The sequence below is a fragment of the Pseudomonas sp. Pseusp97 genome (genome assembly GCF_047304025.1).
Taxonomy (GTDB): Bacteria; Pseudomonadota; Gammaproteobacteria; order Pseudomonadales; family Pseudomonadaceae; genus Pseudomonas.
Genome location: NZ_JBGLYK010000031.1, coordinates 1 through 22,186 on the forward strand (window position 1 = coordinate 1; position 22,186 = coordinate 22,186).

Below are 22,186 nucleotides of genomic sequence, written 5' to 3' on the forward strand. Positions count from 1 at the left end.
GTCGCCGCCAGTGGCCTGCTCTACGCCGCCGACGGCCAGCGTCAGGCCAGCCGCGAGATGACCTGGGTCGGCGGTGGCGCCGCGCTGGGTACCCTGCTCCTGCTGCTGCTCGCCTTCCGCCGCGTGCGTGCACTGCTGGCCTTCCTGCCGGTGCTGGTCGGCGTGCTGGCCGGCGCCACCGCGTGCATCGCGCTGTTCGGCAAGATCAACCTGCTCACCCTGGTACTGGGCGCCAGCCTCATCGGCGTGGCCTCGGACTACCCGCTGCACTATCTGTCGAAAGCCTGGACGGCCACTGGCAACAATGAAGGGCAGTGGCAGCCCTGGCACGCGCTGAAGCTCAGCCAGCGCGGGCTGCTCCTCAGCCTCGCCACCAACCTGATCGGCTACCTCGCCCTGGCCTGCACGCCCTTCCCGGCGCTGACCCAGGTGGCAACCTTCTCGGTGGCCGGCCTGCTCGCCGCCTACCTGTGCGTGATCGGCCTGCTGCCGCTGCTGCTGCGCGGCGATGCCATCGCCCCGCAACCCTTGCTGCTGGCGCTGGGCGAACGCCTGATCCGCCTGCGCGAGTCCCTGCTCCAGCGCACCGGCAGTTGGCCGTTGCTCGCGGTGGTCGTGCTGTTCTGCGCCGGCGGGCTGTGGCAACTGCAGGTGAAGAACGACCTGCGCCAGTGGCTGGGCGCCAGGCCGCAATTGCTCAGCGAGGCCCAGGCCGCCGCTCGCATCACCGGCTACCAGCCCACCAGCCAGTTCTTCCTGGTTCGCGCCAGCGATGAAACCCAGTTGCTGCAGCGCCAGGCCGAATTCGCCGCACGGCTGGACCAGCTGGTCGCCTCCGGCCAGCTCAAGGGCTACCTCGCGCTCAACCAGTTGCTCGCCACCGCGCAGCAGCAACAGCAGGCCCGCGAGGCCCTGCGCCAGTTGCCGCAACACTGGCAGGCGCTGATCGACCTGGGCATTCCACAGGCCGCGCTGCAAGCCGAGCTGGAGCAGTTGGAAAAACTCCCGGAACAGCATCTGGACCAAGCGCTGCAAGGCCCGCTGGGCGAGCCGTGGCGGCCGCTCTGGCTGGGCACGGTGGACGGCGGCGTGGCCGGGCTGGTGAGCCTGCAAGGTCTGTCCGACGCAGGCGTGCTGGCCGAGCAGGCGAAAGGTCTGGAAGGCGTGCAGCTGGTGGATCGCCTCGGCGAGCTGAACCGCCTGTTCGCCGCCACCCAGGTCAGCGCCACCGAACTCAAGCTGCTCTCCTGCGTGCTGATCTTCGCCCTGCTGCTCAAGCCCTTCGGCCCGCGCGGCGCGCTGCGCATCGTCCTGTTGCCGCTGCTGGCGGCGCTGTGCAGCCTCGCCAGCCTCGGCTGGCTGGGCCAGCCGCTGACGCTGTTCAGCCTGTTCGGCCTGCTGCTGGTCACCGCCATCGGCGTGGATTACACCATCCTCATGCGCGAGCGCGTCGGCGGCGCGGCGGTGAGCCTGGTCGGCGTGCTGCTGGCGGCCATCACCACCTGGCTGTCGTTCGGCCTGCTGGCGCTGTCGGCCACGCCGGTGATCAGCAACTTCGGCCTGGCCGTGGGCCTTGGCCTGGGCTTCTGTTTCCTGTTCTGCCCCTGGGCGCAGGCAAGCCCCCGCGAAGGAGCGCCGGCATGCTGACGGTCCTCTTCTGGCTGGCCATGCCGCCGCTGTTCGCCGGCGCGGTGATCGGCGGGCGGCGCCTGCGCCTGCTGCCCATCGTCAGCCAGTTGCTGGTGGCCGGCCTGCTGCTGCCGCTGTTGTTCGTCGCGCTGCAGGGCCAGGGCTTCGAGGTGCGCACGCTGGTCGCTGCGCCCTGGCTGCGGCCGCTCTACGACATCGGCTTCGCGCTGCTGCTGGGGCATATCCTGAGTGACGTGATCGACCTCGACGTCAGCCGCCAGAGCCTGAAGATCGCCCTGCCCAGTTTCGCCGTGCCGCTGGCCTGCGGCATGGCCAGCGCGTGGTGGCTGCTGGGCGTGCGCGAGGGCATGAGCGTGCTGGGCATCGGCCTGCTGTTCGCGATCACCGCGATTCCGGTGCTCTACCTGTTCCTGCGCAACATCGACTATCCCGAGGACGCCACCCGCCGCCTGATGCACGCGGCCGTGCTGATGGACCTGTGGTGCTGGAGCCTGTTCGGCCTGGCCGAGGGCAGCAGCGATCCGTCGAAGTTGCTGTGGCCGCTGCTGGCGGGCGCGGTTCCGCTGCTGCTGCGCCTGCTCGGCGTGCGTCAACACCTGGCCTACAGCCTGCCATTCTTCGGCCTGATGATCGCCTTCCAGCACTGGCACCTGAACACCCTGGTGTTCGCCATTACCTGGCTGATGGCCCAGGCCGCGGTGCGCCAGCCGTTCCGCCTGCCGGTGTCGCCACGCGCGGGGCAGGCACTGCAGAACACACTGCTGGTGCCGCTGGTGCTGACCTTCGGCATCCTCCAGATCGATTTCCACTACGCCCTCTCCGGCTATTCCTGGCTGTACCTCGGCGCGCTGCTGGTACTGCCGGTGCTCAGCAAGCTGGCCGGCAGCTGGCTGGGCCTGCGCTGGGCGCTGCCGGGCGCGAGCCGTGGCGAGCTGTGGAAGGAAAGCCTGCTGCTGAACATTCGCGGGCTGACCGAGATCGTCTTCCTCAACCTGTTGTTCCAGCAGGGCCACATCGACTCGCTGCTGTATTTCAGCCTGCTGCTGATGAGCCTGTTCGCCACCCTGCTGCCCGCTTTCTGCGGCGTGCGCCGTCCGCGCAGCGCCACCCAGGACATTGCCCCGGCAAGGAGCCCTTCTGATGCCTGCCCCTGATCTGCAACAACGCACCGTCGTCGTCATCGGCGCAGGGCCCTCCGGCGCCATCGCCGCCGCCCTGCTCAAGCGCAAGGGCCACGACGTGCTGGTGCTGGAGCGCCAGCGCTTCCCGCGCTTCTCCATCGGCGAGAGCCTGCTGTCGCACTGCCTGGACTTCGTCGAGGAAGCGGGGATGCTCGACGCCGTGCTCGCCGCCGGCTTCCAGACCAAGCACGGTGCGGCTTTCGGCTGGGGCGAGCGCTACACCGCGTTCGACTTCCGCGACAAGTTCACGCAGGGCAAGGGTTCGACCTTCCAGGTGCAGCGCGCACGCTTCGACCAGTTGCTGGCCGACCAGGCCGAACTGCAGGGCGTGGAAATCCGCTACGAGGAAGAGATCATCGCCGCCGATTTCACCGGCGACTGCCCGCGCCTGCGGGTGCGCCGCCTGGACGGCAGCGAGTACGAGGTGGAATGCGCCTTCGTCCTCGACGCCAGCGGCTACGGCCGCGTGCTGCCGCGCCTGCTCGATCTGGAAGCGCCGTCCGGCTTCCCGGTGCGCCGTGCGGTGTTCACGCATATCGAGGACCGTATCGACGCGCCCGAATTCGACCGCGAGAAGATCCTCATCAGCATCCACCCCGAGGAACGCGGCATCTGGTACTGGACCATCCCCTTCAGCGACGGCCGCACCTCCGTCGGCGTGGTTGCCGAGGATCGCCATTTCGAAGGCAGGCTGGATGACCTGGACGCCTGCCTGAAGGGCTTCTTCGACGCCGCGCCGAACCTGCGCCCGCTGCTGAAGAACGCCGTGTGGGACACCCCCGCGCGCACCCTCGGCGGCTACTCGGCGAACGTCAAGCGCCTCGCCGGCCCTGGCTTCGCCCTGCTGGGCAACGCGGCGGAGTTCCTCGACCCGGTATTCTCCTCCGGCGTCACCATCGCCATGCGTTCCTCCAGCATGGCGGCGAACCTGCTCGATCGTCAGCTCAAGGGCGAGACGGTGGACTGGGAAGCCGACTTCGCCCGGCCGCTCAAGCGCGGCGTGGATACCTTCCGCGCCTATGTCGAAGGCTGGTACGACGGCAGCTTCCAGGACGTGATCTTCTACGAGAAGGCCGACCCGGACATCCGCCGGATGATCTGCTCGATCCTCGCCGGCTACGCCTGGGACACGCGCAACCCCTTCGTCGCCGAACCGCAGCGCCGCCTGCGGGTGCTCTCCGAAATCTGCGCCAGCTGAAAAGGACAAGGACTGTCATGACCCGCCCCGCCTCCACCTACGTCGAAGAAACCCGTTTCGGTTTCTGGTTCCTGCAGAGCCACACCTGGCAGCACCACGTGCTGCGCGTGGCGATCAACGACCTCAAGCGCCTGGTCAGCTGGGACGTCCCGCAGAACCCGGTGCTGCTCGACGCCGGCTGCGGCCAGGGCCGCTCCTTCCGCCTGCTGCGCGATGCGTTCAAGCCCGGCCGCATGATCGGGCTGGACGCCGACCCGCACAGCCTCGACTGCTCGGCCATGGAAGCCGCGCGGGAGAATATCGAGGTGGAGCTGAACTGCGCGGACTGCGCCGACCTGATGCTGCCTTCGGCCAGCGTCGACATCCTGTTCTGCCACCAGACCTTCCATCATCTGGTGGAGCAGGAGCGTGCGCTGGCCGAGTTCTGGCGAGTGCTCAAGCCGGGCGGCCTGCTGCTGTTCGCCGAGTCCACCCAGGCGTACATCGATACCTGGGTGATCCGCTGGTTCTTCCGCCACCCCATGCACGTGCAGAAGAGCGCCGCACAGTACCTCCAGATGCTCCGCGAGCAGGGCTTCGAATTCAGCGAGAAGAACGTCTCCTACCCGTACCTGTGGTGGAGCCGCGCCAGGGACTTCGGCCTGCTCGAGCGCTGGGGCCTGCGCAAACCCAAGCCGTTCGGCCAGCGCGAGGAAACCCTGGTCAACGCCGTGGTACGCAAACCACTGGAGAGCCGCTGAGCATGATCCGCTGGCTGAGTCTTGCCTTCGTCCTGCTGCTGGCCGGTTGTGCCCAGCATGCGCCGCTGCCGTCTGCGATGCCGCCGCTGGCGACGCCGTTGCAGCTGCACATCCAGCGCGAACAGGCAGGCGCCAGCCAGGACTGGCTGCTGGTCGTCCAGCAGGAGGGCGCAGCGCTGCGCTGGTCGCTGATCGATCCGCTGGGCATCCCGCTGTCGCGCCAGTTGCTGCGTGATGGAGAATGGAGCAACGACGGCCTGCTGCCGCCCAACCCCGAAGCGCGCGAGCTCTTCGCGGTGCTGCTGTTCGCCCTCGCTGCGGACGACGAGCTCGCCGCACGCTACCGGGCCACGGACTACCAGGTGCGCGACGGCCAGCGCAGCCTGCAGCAGCGCTGGAAGATCAGCTACCGTTCGGCGCAGGACTTCGACCTGGAAAGCCCTGACCTGCGCTACCACGTGACGCCTCTGGAAACAGTCCCATGACCGCGACCTACCTGAACGAGCTGGGCCTGATCTGCGCACTGGGCAATGACCGCCGCGAAGTGGCCGCCGCGCTGCTGGCGGGCGAGTCCGCCGGCATGCAGGTGCAGGCCGGCTGGGTGCCGGGCCGGAGCATTCCGGTGGGCACGGTGAAGGCGCGCCTGGCGGCCATCCCCGACAAGCGCCACGACACCCGTAACAACCGCCTGCTGCTGGCCGCCGCCACGCAGATCGACCCGGCTATCCGCGCCGCCATCCAGCGCTACGGGGCCGCGCGCGTGGCGGTTGTGCTGGGCACCAGCACCTCGGGCATCCAGGAAACCACCCAGGGCATTCGCCATCACCGCCTGCACGGGCAGTTGCCCGAGGGCTTCCACTACTCGCACCAGGAGCTGTCGGACCCGGCGGTGTACCTCGCCGCACACTATGAACTGGCCGGCCCGACCTACGTGATTTCCACCGCCTGCACCTCCAGCGGCCGCGCCCTGCAAAGCGCACGTCGGCTGCTGAAGCTGGGGCTGTGCGACGCCGTGCTGTGCGGCGGCGTGGACAGCCTGTGCGAGCTGACGCTGAACGGCTTCAGCGCACTGGAAGCGGTCTCGGACGAGCTGTGCAAGCCCTTCTCGGCGAACCGCAAGGGCATCAACATCGGCGAAGGCGCCGCGCTGTTCCTGATGACCCGCGAGCCCAGTGAAGTGGCCTTGCTCGGCGCCGGCGCCAGCTCCGACGCACACCACATCTCGGCCCCCGACCCCGAAGGCCGTGGTGCCCGCGAGGCGATGCGCAAGGCGCTGGCCGACGCACGACTGGACGCCGGGCAGATCGCCTACCTGAACCTGCACGGCACCGCGACCCTGCATAACGACGCCATGGAAAGCCTTGCCGTCAGCGCGGAGTTTCCCGCCGGCGTACCCTGCTCCTCGACCAAACCGCTGTCCGGGCATACCCTCGGCGCCGCCGGCGCGCTGGAAGCGGCGTTCTGCTGGCTGCTGCTGGGCGAGCACAACCCCGACCGGCGCCTGCCGCCGCAACGCTGGGACGGCATCGCCGACCTGCAATTGCCCGCGCTGCAACTGGTGGGCGAAGACGCACCGCAACTGCCGGCCGAAGGCCCGCGCTACCTGATGAGCAACTCGTTCGCCTTCGGCGGCAACAACATCAGCCTGATCCTGGGCGAGATGAGCAAGGACTCTGGAGTGACCCGATGATCGACTGGCCGATCGCCTCCCTGCTGCCCCACGCGGGCGACATGATCCTCATCGACGAAGTGCTCGACTTCGGCGACGAGGACATCCGCACGCGCCTGACGGTGCGCTCGGGCGGCCTGTTCAACGAGGCCGACGGCAGCCTGCCGGCCTGGGTCGGCGTGGAGCTGATGGCGCAGAGTGTCGCTGCCTACGCCGGTTACCAGGCGCGCTCGCGCGGCGAGCCGGTGGAGCTGGGCTTCCTGCTCGGCACGCGTCAGTACCAGTGCGACGTGGCGAGTTTCCCGGCCGGCGCGCAAATCACCATCCACGCCATCCGCACCCTGCAGGACGACAACGGCATGGGCGTCTTCGAATGCCATCTCGAAGGGCCGGGGATCAAGGCACTGGCGCGCCTCACCGTGTTCCGCCCGCCCGAGGTTGCCAGCTACCTGCAGGAACCCGATTTCAAGAAGACCGATTCGAAAGAGCCAAGCGTATGACTGATTCCATCCTCGTAACCGGCTCCAGCCGCGGCATCGGCCGCGCCATCGCCCTGCGCCTGGCCCGGGCCGGCTTCGACCTGGTGCTGCACTGCCGCAGCGGCCGCGCCGAAGCCGACGCCGTGCAAGCCGAAATCCAAGCACTGGGGCGCAGCGCCCGCGTGCTGCAGTTCGACGTGGCCGACCGCGAAGCGGCGCGCAGCATCCTCGAAGCCGATGTGGAAACCCACGGCGCCTATTACGGCGTGGTGTGCAACGCCGGCCTGACCCGCGACGGCGCCTTCCCCGCGCTCAGCGAAGAGGACTGGGACCAGGTGCTGCGTACCAACCTCGACGGTTTCTACAACGTCCTGCATCCGCTGATCATGCCGATGATCCGCCGCCGCCAGCCGGGGCGCATCGTCTGCATCACCTCGGTGTCCGGGCTGATCGGCAACCGCGGCCAGGTCAACTACAGCGCCTCCAAGGCCGGCGTGATCGGCGCCGCCAAGGCGCTGGCCATCGAGCTGGGCAAGCGCAGGATCACGGTCAACTGCGTTGCGCCGGGGCTGATCGACACGGCGATGCTCGACGAGCAGGTGCCGGTCGAGGAAATCCTCAAGATGATCCCCGCCCAGCGCATGGGCACCCCGGAAGAAGTCGCCGGCGCAGTGAATTTCCTCATGTCGGCCGAGGCCGGCTACATCACCCGCCAGGTACTGGCGGTCAACGGAGGGCTGTGCTGATGAAGCGCGTGGTCATCACCGGCATGTCGGGCATCACGTCCCTGGGTTCTGACTGGGCGAGCATCGAGGCGAACTTCAACGCCAACCAAAGCGGCATCCGCCGCATGGACGAGTGGGACCGCTTCACCGAACTCAACACCCGCCTGGCCGGTCCGGTGCTGGACTTCACGGTGCCCAAGCACTGGACCCGCAAGCAGCTGCGCAGCATGGGCCGCGTCTCGCGCCTGTCGGTGGGCGCCGCCGAGCGCGCGCTGGCCGATGCCGGTTTGCTCGACGATGAATCCATCCGCGACGGGCGCATGGGTGTGGCCTGCGGCTCGTCCACCGGCAGCACCGACGAGATCAAGGCGTTCGGCAACATGCTGCTGAACTCCGTGGCGGACGGCCTCAACGCCAACTCCTACGTGCGCATGATGCCGCACACCACCGCGGCGAATATCAGCATCTTCTTCGGCCTCAAGGGCCGGGTGATCCCGACCTCCAGCGCCTGCACCAGCGGCAGCCAGGGCATCGGCTACGCCTACGAGGCGATCCGCTTCGGGCGCCTGCCGCTGATGCTCGCCGGCGGCGCCGAGGAGCTGTGCCCGACCGAGGCCATGGTGTTCGACGCGCTCTACGCCACCAGCCTGAAGAACGACACCCCGCAGCAGACGCCGCGCCCCTACGACAGCGGGCGCGATGGCCTGGTGATCGGCGAAGGCGCCGGCATGCTGGTGCTGGAAGACCTGGACCACGCCCTCGCCCGTGGTGCGCGTATTCATGCCGAGATCGTCGGCTTCGGCAGCAACGCCGATGGCCAGCACACCACCCGCCCGGAGCAGTCGACCATGCGCCGCGCCATGGAGCTGGCCCTGGAAGACGCAGGCCTCGCGCCCGACGCCATCGGCTATGTGAATGGACATGGCACCGCTACCGAACAGGGCGACATCGCCGAAACCCTGGCCACCAGCGAACTCTTCGGAAATCGCATGCCGATCAGCTCGCAGAAGAGTTTCCTGGGCCACACTCTGGGAGCGTGCGGCGCGCTGGAATCCTGGTTCAGCATCGAGATGATGAACAGCGACCGCTACGTGCACACCCTCAACCTGGACGAGATCGACCCGCGCTGCGGCGAGCTCGATTACCTGCGGGGCGAGCCGCGCGCGATGAGCCACGAGTACGTGATGAACAACAACTTCGCCTTTGGCGGGATCAACACTTCGCTGATCTTCCGCCGCTGGCGCTGAGCATTCTCACCGCAACAGCCCAACGACACTGCAAGGAGAGCAATCCATGTCCCGACTGATCCGTAGCGTTCTGCTGTGCGCCGCCGCCGTGCTGGCCGTCGGTTGCACCACCAAGCCGGTGGAGAACATCGACCAGAGCCTGCCGCCGGACAGCAACCGCACTTCGGTGCAGGTGCAGGCGGCGATCCATGATGCACTGGAAGAGCAGAAATGGACCGTGCAGCAGGACTCCGGCAACGTGATCTACGCCGAGATCACCGTGCGCGAGCGGCATCACGCCGAAGTCAGCATTCCCTACAGCAGCCAGCATTACTCCATCAAGCTGCGCAGCAGCCGCGGCCTGGACGAGAAGGACGGGCAGATCCACCGCAACTACAACAAGTGGGTCGCCATCCTCAACAACAAGATCCTGCAGAACCTGCACCTCGCCCCGCCGAGCAACTGATCCCCTCATCGACAAGGAGTCGATCCATGCAACGCAAGACCCTCGGGCTGTTTGCCCTCGCGCTCTGCGCGTCCATCCCCGGCATCAGCCAGGCTCGCGACACCACCCTGCACCTGCCCTTCGACGAAGTCGTCGCCGAGGCGGTGAAGGCCGGTCGCCTGGACGGCAGCGTGAAGTTCTACCTGGCGGGCAACCCGGCGGGTGACAAGCTGAACGTGGTCCAGTCCGGCGCCATCACCAACAAGAAGACCAACGCCTTCAACAAGAGCGACGAGGAAGCCTGCCGCTGGGCGCTGCAGTCGGCACTGATCACCCTGCAGGACTCGGCGAAGAAAGTCGGCGCCACCGCCGTGACCAACATCGTCAGCTACTACAAGCGCAACGAGTACAAGGACGCCAGGCAGTTCGAGTGCCACGCCGGCGCAGTCATCGCCGGCGTCGCGCTGAAGGCGGACTACGCCAAGTAAGCCGAACGGTGCCCTCGCGTAGGGCGCATGACGCCTCGGGCGTTATCCGCCGGATTGCCTCCGGTATCGGCGGATAAAGCGTTCCGCTTTATGCGCCCTACGATCCCACTCGGTAATCCGCGCCACGCGCCTCACCGTAGGGCGCATAACGCCTCAGGCGTTATCCGCCGGATTGCCTGGGGTAGCGGCGGATAAAGCGTTCCGCTTCATCCGCCCTGCGATCGCTCAACCGGCCCTGCCGGCCTGGACTTCCTGGGTCACCAGGTCGAAGAACGATTGCGCCAAGCGCGACGCCTCGTTGCGCCGCCGCACCAGCCACACCGAACTGGTCGCGCCCGGATCGCTCAGGGTGCGATAGACCACGCCGTCCACCCGCGTCCGGCGGAACGACGCCGGCAGCATCGACACGCCCAGCCCCGCCGCCACCAGGCCGATGATCGTCATCGCCTCGCCGGCTTCCTGGGCGATGCGCGGGCTGAAGCCGGCCTGCCGCGACAGCGCCATCAGCTGGCTGTAGAGCCCGGTGCCGTAGCTGCGCGGGAAGAACACGAAAGGCTCATCCGCCAGCGCGGCGAATTCCAGGCCCTCCTGGCTGGCCTGCGCCAGCGGGTGGTCGGCGCGCAGCACGGCCACCAGGGGCTCGCTGAACAGCTCCACGGCCTCCAGGGTTTCCGGCAACGGAATCGGGCGGATCAGGCCGACCTGCACACGCTCTTCCAGCAGCGCCTGCACTGCCTGGCCGCTGCTGAGTTCCTGCAGGTCCAGGTGCACGTCCGGATAAGCCTGGCGGAACGCCAGGATGGCGCGTGGGATGCTGGAGGTGAAGGGCGCCGACGCGGTGAAGCCGACCTTCAGCTCGCCGATCTCCCCCTGGTGCGCACGCCGGGCCAGGAGCACGGCGCGATCCACCTGCTGCAGCACCTGCCGCGCTTCATCGAGGAACAGCTTGCCGGCCTCGGTGAGCGCCACGCGGCGGTTGGTGCGCTCCAGCAGCCGCGCGCCGATCTCTTCCTCCAGCGCCTGGATCTGCTGGCTCAGCGGCGGCTGGGAAATCCCCAGCTGCTCGGCGGCGCGGCCGAAGTGCAGCTCTTCGGCCACGGCGATGAAATAACGCAGGTGTCGCAGTTCCATGGTGCCCTCACAGGGGATCGTGCCGTGCGGTTCGCGAGCAAGCTCGCTCCTACAGGTTGATGCCAGCGCGCTCTTCGTAGGAGCGAGCTTGCTCGCGAACCGCCGCCTGTATGACGCAGACGCAACGATTCGTAAAACGACTCAAACGTGTCGATTAATATATTGGAAATAATAAAGCCCGCTCCTTATCCTTTCCACACAAGCCCAATAACGACTACCAACCTGCTCCCTGCCTGGCCGCGCGGGCCCTTGCCGCCATTCCAGGCCCTCTGCTGTCATTCCACCTGAGGTGTGTCGTGAGTCAACCTGCCCTGCGGGCTTTGCGGGAAGAACATCCCATGGCGGCCGAGCCGTCCGTCGTAACAGAGCCAGTCGCCGCCAACGATCCGGCCGCGCTGCTGGAAAGCGCGCGAGAAGCCAATGGCGACGTAGTGCGCGCCGTCGAAGACATCGAAACCTACATCGAGAAAGGCACCCCGGAATTCATGCGCACTTCGCTTGCGCTGTTCTCCGGCGGCTTCGCCACCTTCGCCCTGCTCTACTGCGTGCAGCCGATGATGCCGGTGCTGTCGCAGGCCTTCAGCCTGAGCGCTGCGCAGAGCAGCCTGGTGCTGTCGATCTCGACCATCACCATGGCCTTCGGCCTGCTGGTCACCGGGCCGATCTCCGACGCCATCGGGCGCAAGTCGATCATGGTCGCCTCGCTGGTCCTCGCCGCGCTGTTCACCCTCGGCAGCTCGCTGATGCCGACCTGGCACGGCGTGCTGGCCATGCGCGCGCTGCTCGGCCTGTCGCTCAGCGGTCTGGCGGCGGTGGGCATGACCTACCTCTCCGAGGAGATCCACCCGCAGCACATCGGGCTGTCGATGGGACTCTATATCGGTGGCAATGCCATCGGCGGCATGAGTGGGCGGCTGATCAGCGGCGTGCTGGTGGACTACGTAAACTGGCATGTCGCGCTGGCCACCCTGGGCGTGCTCGCCCTGGCGGCGGCGCTGCTGTTCTGGCGCATCCTTCCCGAATCGAAGAACTTCCGCCCGGCGCCGCTCAAGCCGCGCAGGCTCATCGAGGGCTTCACCGGGCATTTGCGCGATGCCGGGCTGCCCTGGCTGTTCCTGGTCGGTTTCCTGCTGATGGGCGCCTTCGTCACCCTGTTCAACTACATCGGCTACCGCCTGCTCGCAGAGCCCTATCACCTGAGCCAGGCCCTCGTCGGCGTGCTCTCGGTGGTCTACCTGTCGGGTATCTACAGCTCCGCCTGGGTCGGCTCGCTGGCCGACCGCCTGGGCCGACGCAAGGTGCTCTGGGCAATGATCGCGCTGATGCTCGGCGGGCTGCTGATTACCTTGCTGCAACCGCTGGTTCTGGTGCTGGCGGGCCTGCTGGTATTCACCTTCGGCTTCTTCGGCGCGCATTCGGTCGCCAGCAGCTGGATCGGCCGCCGTGCGCTGAAAGCCAAGGGCCAGGCTTCTTCGCTGTACCTGTTCTGCTATTACGTCGGCTCCAGCGTCGCCGGTACCGCCGGCGGTGTGTTCTGGCACTACTACGGGTGGAACGGCGTCGGCCTGTTCATCGCCGGCCTGCTGGGTATCTGCCTCTTGGTGGCGCTGCACCTGGCGCGCCTGGCAGTGTTACCTCGCGATCTTCCAGCCCTTCGCAAAGATGGGTAGTTTCTACACATCTTCACTATTACTTATCCAAAAACGACATGGAACGGTCGTACAAAGACATGGATGTCGTTTCAAGCAGGGCCTTTGTCACGGGACCTGTAGAGATTTTGCCCAACCTACGACTTAAGTCGTAACAAGATGTGGCGCGATCCTTGCGTTCACAATCTCGAACGACTTGTTGGAATCCTGAAACGGACCTCGACTCCCGCAGTACGCAATTCCCCCGTAGTTGTAGGTAAAGCATGAGCAGCACCCCTTCTTCCGGGCTCTCCCAGGGCCTGCAAAATCGTCACGTCACGATGCTTTCGATCGCCGGCGCCATTGGTGCGGGCCTGTTCGTGGGCTCCGGCCACGCCATTGCCGAAGCCGGCCCGGCGGTCATGGTGTCCTATCTGATCGCCGGCCTGCTGGTGGTCCTGGTGATGCGCATGCTGGCCGAAATGGCCGTCGCGCAGCCGGACAGCGGCTCCTTCTCCACCTATGCCGACCGCGCCATCGGTCACTGGGCCGGTTTCACCATCGGCTGGCTGTACTGGTGGTTCTGGGTGCTGGTGATTCCGCTGGAAGCCAACGCCGCCGCGGCGATCATCCACGCCTGGTTCCCCGGCGCGCCGATCTGGGTGCTGGCCTTCCTGATCACCTCCGCGCTGACCGTGACCAACCTGTTCAGCGTGAAGAACTACGGTGAGTTCGAGTTCTGGCTGGCGCTGATCAAGGTGGTCTCGATCATTGCCTTCCTGGTGCTGGGCTGCGCGGCCATCTTCGGCTTCTCGCCCAACAGCGAAGTCTCCGGTATCGGCCACCTGACCAGCGAAGGCTTCCTGCCCAAGGGCTGGGGCGCCGTGCTCGCCGCGCTGCTGACCACCATGTTCTCCTTCATGGGCTCGGAAATCGTCACCATCGCCGCCACCGAGTCCAAGGACCCGGAGCAGCAGATCACCCGCGCCACCAACTCGGTGATCTGGCGTATCGCGCTGTTCTACCTGCTGTCGATCCTGATCGTGGTCTGCCTGGTGCCGTGGAACGACCCGCGCCTGGTGAGCATGGGCTCCTACCAGACCGTGCTGGAACACCTGCACATCCCGTACGCCAAGCTGATCGTCGACATCATCGTGCTGGTTTCGGTGACCAGTTGCCTGAACTCGGCGCTCTACACCGCCTCGCGCATGATGTACTCGCTGAGCAAGCGTGGCGACGCACCCAAGATCGCCCAGGTGACCAGCGCCAGCCGCACCCCGGTCTACGCCGTGCTGCTGTCCACCGCCATGGCCTTCCTCTGCACCTTCGCCAACTACCTGGCCCCGGCCGAGGTGTTCAACTTCCTGCTGGCCAGCTCCGGCGCCATCGCGCTGCTGGTGTACCTGGTGATCGCCCTGTCGCAGCTGCGCATGCGCAGGAAGCTGCTCGCCCAGGGCCACCAGCTGAAGCTGAAGATGTGGCTGTTCCCGTGGCTGACCTGGGCGGTGATCCTGTTCATCGTCGGCGCCCTGGTGATCATGCTGATCCGCCCGGACCACCGCATGGAAGTGGTCGCCACCACCCTGCTGACCGTCGTGGTGGTCTGCTCGGGCCTGCTGGTGTCCAACCGCCGCAAGGCACAGCGTGCCGCCGGCCTGGTGGGCGATGCTGCATGAAGCACCCTGAGGGGGCCTGAGGCTCTCTGAGGAACGAAAAAGCCCCGCTGCAGAGCGGGGCTTTTTTCATGGCGTCGTCGAATATGTTGCCGTTCAGGCTGATCGCGGACAGAGTCCGCTCCTACGCTCGGGTTGGCTTTCGCAGGAGCGGACCTTGTCCACGATCCGCCGGCAAGACCGGCGTCTGGGCGGTTCGCGAGCAAGCTCGCTCCTACAGGTATCCGGTAAGCACGGCGTGCTTTTCGTAGGAGCGAGGGGGACGCCATCGTTATTGCTCGCGAACCCAGCTACCAGAAACGAAAAAGCCCCGTACTTGCGGGGCTTTTTCAGTCAGGCGTCAGGCTCAGTGATACTGCGCCGACAGCTCGTGCACCGCCTCGAAGAAGGCGCCGGCGTGTGCCGGATCGACTTCCGGAGTGATGCCATGGCCAAGGTTGAATACATGGCCATTGCCGTTGCCGAAGGCGCCGAGGATGCATGCCACCTCGGCGCGGATGGCTTCCGGCTTGGCGTAGAGCACCGCCGGGTCCATGTTGCCCTGCAGCGCGACCTTGTCGCCGACGCGGGCGCGGGCGCTGCCGATGTCGCAGGTCCAGTCCAGGCCGAGCGCTTCGGCGCCGGTATTGGCCATGGACTCCAGCCACAGGCCGCCACCCTTGGTGAAGAGGATGACCGGCACGCGACGACCTTCGTGTTCGCGGATCAGGCCGTCGACGATCTTCTGCATGTAGGCCAGGGAGAACTCCTGGTAGGCCGCTGCCGACAGCGCGCCGCCCCAGGAATCGAAGATCTGCACCGCCTGGGCGCCGGCGAGGATCTGGCCGTTGAGGTAGCTGGTGACCGACTGCGCCAGCTTGTCCAGCAGGGCGTGCAGGGCCTGCGGGTTGTCGTAGAGCATCGCCTTGGTCTTGCGGAAGTCGCGGCTGGAACCGCCTTCGACCATGTAGGTGGCCAAGGTCCAGGGGCTGCCGGAGAAGCCGATCAGCGGAACGCGGCCGTTCAGCTCGCGGCGGATGGTGCGCACGGTGTCCATCACATAGCCCAGGTCCTTCTCCGGATCAGGGATCGGCAGGGCGTCGATATCGGCCCGGGTGGTCACGACCTTCTTGAAACGCGGGCCTTCGCCGGTCTCGAAATACAGGCCCTGGCCCATGGCGTCGGGGATGGTGAGGATGTCGGAGAAGAGGATCGCCGCGTCCAGCTGCGGGTAGCGGTCCAGCGGCTGCAGGGTCACTTCGCAGGCCATCTGCGGGTTCATGCACAGGCTCATGAAGTCACCGGCCTTGGCGCGGGTGGCGCGGTACTCCGGCAGGTAGCGGCCGGCCTGGCGCATCATCCAGACGGGGGTGACATCGACGGGCTGCTTGAGCAGGGCGCGGAGGAAGCGATCGTTCTTCAGGGCAGTCATAACGGCATCCGGAAAAAAAGTGCGGGCATTTTCGCAAAGCCCAAAAGAAAAGGCACGGCGGGTGCCGTGCCTTTCGTCCATCGCGGCATTCTGCCGCACTGGCTGCGCTCTTCGTAGGAGCGAGCTTGCTCGCGAACAAAACCCCGCTGCGGGTCCAGGGTTCGCGAGCAAGCTCGCTCCTACAGGTCCCGCTTAGACGCCCAGGTAGTCCAGGATGCCTTCAGCCGCCGTGCGCCCTTCGAAGATCGCAGTCACCACCAGGTCGGAACCACGGACCATGTCGCCACCGGCGAAGATCTTCGGGTTGCTGGTCTGGTGCTTGAATTGCGAGGCAGCCGGGGCGATGACGCGGCCCTGGCTGTCGATTTCCACCTGGTGCTGGTCGAACCACGGTGCCGGGCTCGGGCGGAAGCCGAAGGCGATCAGCACGGCTTCGGCCGGGATGATTTCCTCGGAACCCGGGATCGGCTCGGGGCTGCGACGACCGCGGGCGTCCGGCTCGCCGAGACGGGTCTCGACCACCTTCACGCCTTCCACCTTGTCCTCGCCAACGATGGCGATGGGCTGGCGGTTGAAGAGGAACTTCACGCCCTCTTCCTTGGCGTTCTTCACCTCTTTGCGCGAACCGGGCATGTTCTCTTCGTCACGGCGGTAGGCGCAGGTCACGCTCTTGGCGCCCTGGCGGATGGAGGTGCGGTTGCAGTCCATCGCGGTGTCGCCACCGCCCAGTACCACGACGCGCTTGCCCTTCATGTCGACGAAGTCTTCCGGCGACTTCTCGAAGCCCAGGTTGCGGTTCACGTTGGCGATCAGGAAGTCCAGCGCATCGTGCACGCCGGGCAGGTCCTCGCCGGGGAAGCCGCCCTTCATGTAGGTGTAGGTGCCCATGCCCATGAACACGGCATCGTACTCATCGAGCAGTTGCTCCATGGTGACGTCCTTGCCGATCTCGGTGTTCAGGCGGAACTCGATGCCCATGCCGGTGAAGACTTCGCGACGGCGCGAGAGCACCTGCTTCTCCAGCTTGAACTCGGGGATGCCGAAGGTCAGCAGGCCGCCGATTTCCGGGTTCTTGTCGAACACCACCGGGGTTACACCGTTGCGCACCAGCACGTCGGCGCAGCCCAGGCCCGCCGGGCCCGCGCCGATCACGGCGACACGCTTGCCGGTGGGCTTGACCTTGGACATGTCCGGTCGCCAGCCCATGGCGAAGGCGGTATCGGTGATGTACTTCTCCACCGAGCCGATGGTGACCGCGCCGAAGCCGTCGTTCAGGGTGCAGGCGCCTTCGCACAGGCGGTCCTGCGGGCACACCCGGCCGCAGACTTCCGGCAGGGTGTTGGTCTGGTGGGACAGCTCGGCAGCGGCGAGGATGTTGCCTTCGGAGACCAGCTTCAACCAGTTGGGGATGAAGTTGTGCACCGGGCACTTCCACTCGCAGTAAGGGTTGCCGCAGCCCAGGCAGCGATGCGCCTGGTCAGCGGCCTGCGCCGGCTTGAACAGGTCGTAGATTTCCACGAACTCGCGCTTGCGCTGGCGTAGCAGTTTCTTCTTCGGATCCTTGCGCCCGACTTCGATGAACTGGAAGTCGTTGTTCAGGCGATCAGAGCTCAGACGTTCAGACATTTAGAGACCTCATCAAACTTCAGGCGCTTATTGCGGGTTGGCACGAGTGCTGGTCAGCAGGGAACCGAGGCTTGCGGCCTTCGGTTTCACCAGCCAGAACCGACGCAGGTAGTCGTCGAGGTTCTCCAGCAGATGTGCGCCCCACTCGCTCGCCGTTTCCGCCACGTACTCGACCAGCACCTTGCGCAGATGGTTGCGCTGGGCCTCCATCGCCTCGCCGCTGATGCGCTGGATTTCCACCAGCTCATGGTTCACGCGGTCGACAAAGGTGTTGTCCTGATCGAGGACATAGGCGAAGCCGCCGGTCATGCCGGAGCCGAAGTTGTAGCCGGTCTTGCCCAGTACGCAGATGAAGCCGCCGGTCATGTATTCGCAGCAGTGGTCACCGGTGCCTTCCACCACGGCGTGGGCGCCGGAGTTGCGCACGCCGAAACGCTCGCCCGCGGTGCCGGCGGCGAACAGCTTGCCGCCGGTGGCGCCGTACAGGCAGGTGTTGCCGACGATGGCCGATTCCTGCGACTTGAACGGGCTGCCCTTGGGCGGGGTGACGACCAGCTTGCCGCCGGTCATGCCCTTGCCGACGTAATCGTTGGCGTCGCCTTCCAGGTACAGGTGCAGGCCGCCGGCGTTCCAAACGCCGAAGCTCTGACCCGCGGTGCCCTTGAAGCGGAAGGTGATCGGCGCCTTGGCCATGCCCTGGTTGCCGTGGACCTTGGCGATCTCGCCGGAAATCCGCGCGCCGATGGAACGGTCGCAGTTGCAGATATCCAGTTCGTACTCGCCGCCCTTGGCGCCTTCGATGGCGCCGCGAGCCAGCTCGACCATCTTCTCGGCCAGCAGGCCCTGGTCGAACGGCGGGTTCTTGTCGACGACGCAGAACTGCGGCTTCTCGGCCGGGATCAGGTCGCTGCCCAGCAGCGGCGTGAGGTCGAGGTTGCCCTGCTTGGGCGTCTCGCCCGGGAGGATCTCCAGCAGGTCGGTGCGGCCGATCAGTTCTTCCAGGCTGCGCACGCCGAGCTTGGCCAGCCATTCACGGGTCTCGCTGGCGATGAAGGTGAAGAAGTTCACCACCATGTCCACGGTGCCGATGAAGTGGTCCTTGCGCAGCTTGTCGTTCTGGGTGGCGACGCCGGTGGCGCAGTTGTTCAGGTGGCAGATGCGCAGGTATTTGCAGCCCAGGGCGATCATCGGCGCGGTGCCGAAGCCGAAGCTCTCGGCGCCGAGGATGGCCGCCTTGATGACGTCCAGGCCGGTCTTCAGGCCGCCGTCGGTCTGCACCCGGACCTTGCCGCGCAGGTCGTTGCCGCGCAGGGTCTGGTGCGCCTCGGCGAGGCCCAGCTCCCACGGCGAACCGGCGTACTTGATGGAGGTGATCGGCGAAGCGCCGGTACCGCCGTCGTAGCCGGAGATGGTGATCAGGTCGGCATAGGCCTTGGCCACGCCGGCGGCGATGGTGCCGACGCCCGGCTCGGAAACCAGCTTCACCGACACCAGCGCCTGCGGGTTGACCTGCTTGAGGTCGAAGATCAGCTGGGCGAGGTCTTCGATGGAGTAGATGTCGTGGTGCGGCGGCGGCGAGATCAGGGTCACGCCGGGCACGGCATAGCGCAGGCGGGCGATCAGGCCGTTGACCTTGCCGCCGGGCAGCTGGCCGCCTTCGCCGGGCTTGGCGCCCTGGGCCACCTTGATCTGCAGGACTTCGGCGTTGACCAGGTATTCCGGGGTCACACCGAAGCGGCCGGTGGCCACCTGCTTGATCTTCGAGCTCTTCAGCGTGCCGTAGCGCGCAGGGTCTTCGCCACCCTCACCGGAGTTGGAGCGGCCGCCCAGGCGGTTCATGGCCTCGGCCAGGGCCTCGTGAGCCTCCGGCGACAGCGCGCCGAGGGAAATGCCGGCGGCGTCGAAGCGCTTGAAGATGGACTCCAGCGGCTCGATCTCGTCAAGGCTCAGCGGTTGCTCGCTGGTTTTCACCTTGAGCAGATCGCGCAGCATGGAAACCGGACGCTGGTCGACCAGCGCGGTGTACTCCTTGAACCGGGCGTAGTCGCCCTGCTGCACGGCGGCCTGCAGGGTGTTCACCACGTCCGGGTTGTAGGCGTGGTACTCGCCGCCGTAGACGAACTTCAGCAGGCCGCCCTGCTGGATCGGCTTGCGGTTGTTCCAGGCCTCGAAGGCCAGCAGCTTCTGCTCGTTCTCGATGTCGAGGAAGCGCGCGCCCTGGATGCGGCTCGGGGTACCCGGGAAGCACAGGCCGGTGACTTCGTCGGCCAGGCCGATGGCTTCGAACAGCTGGGCGCCACGGTAGGAGGCGATGGTGGAGATGCCCATCTTCGAGAGGATCTTCAGCATCCCCTTGGAGATGCCCTTGCGGTAGTACTTGAAGACCTCGTAGAGGTCGCCCAGCACTTCGCCGGTGCGGATCAGGTCGGCCAGCACCTCGTAGGCGAGGTACGGGTAGACCGCGGACGCACCGAAGCCCACCAGCACCGCGAAGTGGTGCGGGTCACGGGCGGTGGCGGTTTCCACCAGGATGTTGGAGTCGCAGCGCAGGCCGGTCTGCACCAGGCGGTGGTGCACGGCGCCAACGGCCAGGGCCGCGTGCACCGGCAGCTTGCCGGGGGCGATGTCGCGGTCGGAGAGCACCAGCAGCACCTTGCCGGCGCGCACGGCTTCCTCGGCCTGGTCGGCGATGTTGCGCACCGCCGTCTCGAGGCCGACGCTTTCGTCGTAGTTCAGGTCGATGCGGTGCAGGTCGAAGCCCGGGCGCTCCAGGTTCATCAGGGTCCGCCACTTGGCCGGGGAGATCACCGGGGTGGTCAGAATCGCCTGGTTGGCGTGGTGCGGGGACTCTTCGAAGATGTTCTGCTCGATGCCCAGACAGGTTTCCAGGGACATCACGATCGCTTCGCGCAGCGGGTCGATCGGCGGGTTGGTGACCTGCGCGAAGACCTGGCGGAAGTAGTCGTACGGCGAGCGGATGCGCTTGGACAGCACCGCCATCGGGGTGTCGTCGCCCATCGAGCCGACCGCTTCCTGGCCCTGCTCGGCGAGCGGACGCAGCACCTGGTCACGCTCCTCGAAGGTGACCTGGAACATCTTCATGTACTGCTTGAGCTGGTCGCCGTCGTAGCTGGCCACGCCCTGGTCATCGTCCAGGGTCGCCTGGATGCGCAGCGCGCTCTGGCGCAGCCACTGCTTGTAGGGGTGGCGCGACTTCAGACGGTTGTCGATGTCCTCGGTCTGCAGCAGCTGGCCGGTCTCGGTGTCCACCGCGAGGATCTGGCCCGGGCCGACACGGCCCTTGGCGATGACATCCTCGGGCTTGTAGTCCCACACGCCGATTTCCGAGGCGAGGGTGATGTAGCCGTTCTTGGTGGTGACCCAGCGCGAGGGGCGCAGGCCGTTGCGGTCGAGCAGGCAGACGGCGTAGCGGCCGTCGGTCAGCACGACGCCGGCGGGGCCGTCCCACGGCTCCATGTGCAGCGAGTTGAATTCGTAGAAGGCGCGCAGGTCGGCGTCCATGGTCTCGACGTTCTGCCAGGCCGGCGGAATGATCATGCGCAGGCCACGGAACATGTCCATGCCGCCGGTAACCATCAGCTCGAGCATGTTGTCCATGCTGGAGGAGTCCGAACCCACGCGGTTGACCAGCGGGCCGAGCTCGTCCAGGTCCGGCATCCACTCGTTGGCGAACTTGGCGCGACGGGCCTGGGCCCAGTTGCGGTTGCCGGTGATGGTGTTGATCTCGCCGTTATGCGCCAGCAGGCGGAACGGCTGGGCCAGCGGCCATTTCGGCAGGGTGTTGGTCGAGAAGCGCTGGTGGAAGACGCAGATGGCGGTCTTCAGGCGCTCGTCGGAGAGGTCCGGATAGAAGGCGGCGAGGTCCGCCGGCATCATCAGGCCCTTATAGATGATGGTCTTGTGCGAGAAGCTGCAGACGTAGTGATCGGCGTCCTCGGCATTGGCCACGGAGGAACGGCGACGGGAGCTGAAGAGCTTGACCGCGAATTCCTGGTCGGACAGGCCTTCACCACCGATGAACACCTGCTCGATCTGCGGCAGGCGCTCCAGCGCCAGGCGACCCAGGACGCTGGTGTCGATCGGCACCTTGCGCCAGCCGACCAGCTTCAGGCCGGCACGCTCGATCTCGCGGTTCATGTTCGCGCGGGCGGCTTCGGCTTTCACCGGGTCCTGGTTGAAGAAGACCATCCCGACCGCGTACTGGTCAGGAAGCTCGGCGCCGAAGGATTCCTGGGCTACGGCACGCAGGAACTGGTCGGGCTTCTGGATCAGCAGCCCACAGCCGTCCCCGGTTTTCCCGTCCGCGTTGATCCCACCTCGGTGGGTCATGCAGGTCAGTGCTTCGATGGCGGTTTGCAGAAGTTCGTGGCTTGCCTCGCCCGTCATATGGGCGATCAGACCGAATCCGCAGTTATCCTTGAACGTCTCAGGATGGTACAGACCTGCTTTCATAGGGAACTCTCACCGGCAAAACTTTTATAAATTCCAGGGTCTGCAGACGTTTCGCCATCGCCCTGTTTCGCCGTGCAGGCTCGTTTCCCGCGCACCGCAAAGGCTCGGGCCGCTTCTATCGAGCAGCGCCGTTCTAGCCCCTGGTTCACCTGGAATGACCGTCCCGCGCGAGGTGCCACGTCTTACCCAACGTAGCGGCGGTTCCGGCCCTGGCCATGACGAAACGTCAGCAGACCCTCTTCAAGCACTTCGCCTGTCTACTCGCTCAAGCGGCAAGTTTCCGATAGGCAAAGGGAGGTCATTGTACACATGGGGAAAGCGACGTCACTGTTTTTTTTGACGCACTACTGACACCCGATGTCGCATTTTTATAAGAATGCAGCAAAAGACACAAGCCAATAAAAAAGCCGAACCCCGTGATACGGGGCTCGGCTTTTTCAATA

Annotated in this window: 17 protein-coding genes; 13 read left to right on the top strand and 4 right to left on the bottom strand. The window is 66.2% G+C overall.

Annotation, left to right across the window (positions count from 1 at the left end; genetic code table 11):
• The 11 genes from ACCC94_RS08610 to ACCC94_RS08660 all read left to right on the top strand — a co-directional run.
• A partial coding sequence (locus ACCC94_RS08610) for an MMPL family transporter (protein WP_413348908.1) occupies positions 1–1,647 on the top strand: 1,647 nt, incomplete at its 5' end.
• Positions 1,641–2,804, top strand: coding sequence for a sodium:proton antiporter (locus ACCC94_RS08615; protein WP_413348909.1), 1,164 nt, complete (start codon positions 1,641–1,643; stop codon positions 2,802–2,804). The genes ACCC94_RS08610 and ACCC94_RS08615, both read left to right, overlap by 7 nt.
• Positions 2,791–4,029 carry an NAD(P)/FAD-dependent oxidoreductase gene (locus ACCC94_RS08620; RefSeq protein WP_413348910.1) on the top strand — a complete coding sequence of 413 codons (1,239 nt, stop codon included), beginning with the start codon at positions 2,791–2,793 and terminating at the stop codon, positions 4,027–4,029. The genes ACCC94_RS08615 and ACCC94_RS08620 overlap by 14 nt, the downstream gene beginning before the upstream one ends.
• A 17-nt stretch (positions 4,030–4,046) precedes the next feature.
• Positions 4,047–4,769, top strand: a complete 723-nt coding sequence (locus tag ACCC94_RS08625; protein ID WP_413348911.1) for a class I SAM-dependent methyltransferase — start codon at positions 4,047–4,049, stop codon at positions 4,767–4,769.
• A gap of 2 nt (positions 4,770–4,771) precedes the next feature.
• Entirely contained in the window at positions 4,772–5,254 is a 483-nt protein-coding gene (locus ACCC94_RS08630) for a hypothetical protein (RefSeq protein WP_413348912.1), read from the top strand.
• A complete protein-coding gene (locus ACCC94_RS08635) occupies positions 5,251–6,459 on the top strand; it encodes a beta-ketoacyl-[acyl-carrier-protein] synthase family protein (protein WP_413348913.1) in 1,209 nt (402 codons plus the stop codon). Before ACCC94_RS08630 ends, ACCC94_RS08635 begins: the two co-directional genes overlap by 4 nt.
• The gene (locus ACCC94_RS08640; protein ID WP_413348914.1) at positions 6,456–6,938 is read left to right on the top strand and encodes a hotdog family protein; all 483 of its coding nucleotides are present in this window, start codon (positions 6,456–6,458) and stop codon (positions 6,936–6,938) included. The genes ACCC94_RS08635 and ACCC94_RS08640 overlap by 4 nt, the downstream gene beginning before the upstream one ends.
• Positions 6,935–7,663: a 3-oxoacyl-ACP reductase FabG gene (gene fabG, locus ACCC94_RS08645; RefSeq protein WP_413348915.1), complete on the top strand. Its 729-nt coding sequence runs from the start codon at positions 6,935–6,937 to the stop codon at positions 7,661–7,663. Before ACCC94_RS08640 ends, fabG begins: the two co-directional genes overlap by 4 nt.
• Entirely contained in the window at positions 7,663–8,889 is a 1,227-nt protein-coding gene (locus ACCC94_RS08650; RefSeq protein ID WP_413348916.1) for a beta-ketoacyl-ACP synthase, read from the top strand. The genes fabG and ACCC94_RS08650 overlap by 1 nt, the downstream gene beginning before the upstream one ends.
• A 46-nt stretch (positions 8,890–8,935) precedes the next feature.
• Positions 8,936–9,334 (top strand): hypothetical protein, encoded by a 399-nt coding sequence (locus tag ACCC94_RS08655; protein ID WP_413348917.1) that lies wholly within the window; start codon positions 8,936–8,938, stop codon positions 9,332–9,334.
• 26 nt (positions 9,335–9,360) lie between these two features.
• Positions 9,361–9,801 carry an excinuclease gene (locus ACCC94_RS08660; protein ID WP_413348919.1) on the top strand — a complete coding sequence of 147 codons (441 nt, stop codon included), beginning with the start codon at positions 9,361–9,363 and terminating at the stop codon, positions 9,799–9,801.
• A 225-nt stretch (positions 9,802–10,026) separates the two neighbouring features.
• Here the strand turns inward: ACCC94_RS08660 and ACCC94_RS08665 are convergent, their stop codons facing one another.
• Entirely contained in the window at positions 10,027–10,932 is a 906-nt protein-coding gene (locus tag ACCC94_RS08665; protein ID WP_413348921.1) for a LysR substrate-binding domain-containing protein, read from the bottom strand.
• Positions 10,933–11,270: 338 nt separating this feature from the next.
• Here ACCC94_RS08665 and ACCC94_RS08670 point away from each other — a divergent pair, with 338 nt between their 5' ends.
• Positions 11,271–12,602, top strand: coding sequence for an MFS transporter (locus ACCC94_RS08670; protein ID WP_413348950.1), 1,332 nt, complete (start codon positions 11,271–11,273; stop codon positions 12,600–12,602).
• 242 nt (positions 12,603–12,844) lie between these two features.
• The gene (gene gabP / locus ACCC94_RS08675; protein ID WP_413348922.1) at positions 12,845–14,236 is read left to right on the top strand and encodes a GABA permease; all 1,392 of its coding nucleotides are present in this window, start codon (positions 12,845–12,847) and stop codon (positions 14,234–14,236) included.
• A 343-nt stretch (positions 14,237–14,579) separates the two neighbouring features.
• On the opposite strand, the gene hemE is transcribed toward gabP, so the two are convergent.
• The 3 genes from hemE to gltB form a co-directional block, all read right to left on the bottom strand.
• Positions 14,580–15,644 carry a uroporphyrinogen decarboxylase gene (gene hemE / locus ACCC94_RS08680; RefSeq protein ID WP_413348923.1) on the bottom strand — a complete coding sequence of 355 codons (1,065 nt, stop codon included), beginning with the start codon at positions 15,642–15,644 and terminating at the stop codon, positions 14,580–14,582.
• Positions 15,645–15,836: 192 nt separating this feature from the next.
• Entirely contained in the window at positions 15,837–17,270 is a 1,434-nt protein-coding gene (locus ACCC94_RS08685; protein WP_413348924.1) for an FAD-dependent oxidoreductase, read from the bottom strand.
• Positions 17,271–17,297: 27 nt separating this feature from the next.
• Positions 17,298–21,743: a glutamate synthase large subunit gene (gltB, locus tag ACCC94_RS08690; protein WP_413348926.1), complete on the bottom strand. Its 4,446-nt coding sequence runs from the start codon at positions 21,741–21,743 to the stop codon at positions 17,298–17,300.
• Positions 21,744–22,186: the final 443 nt, after the last annotated feature.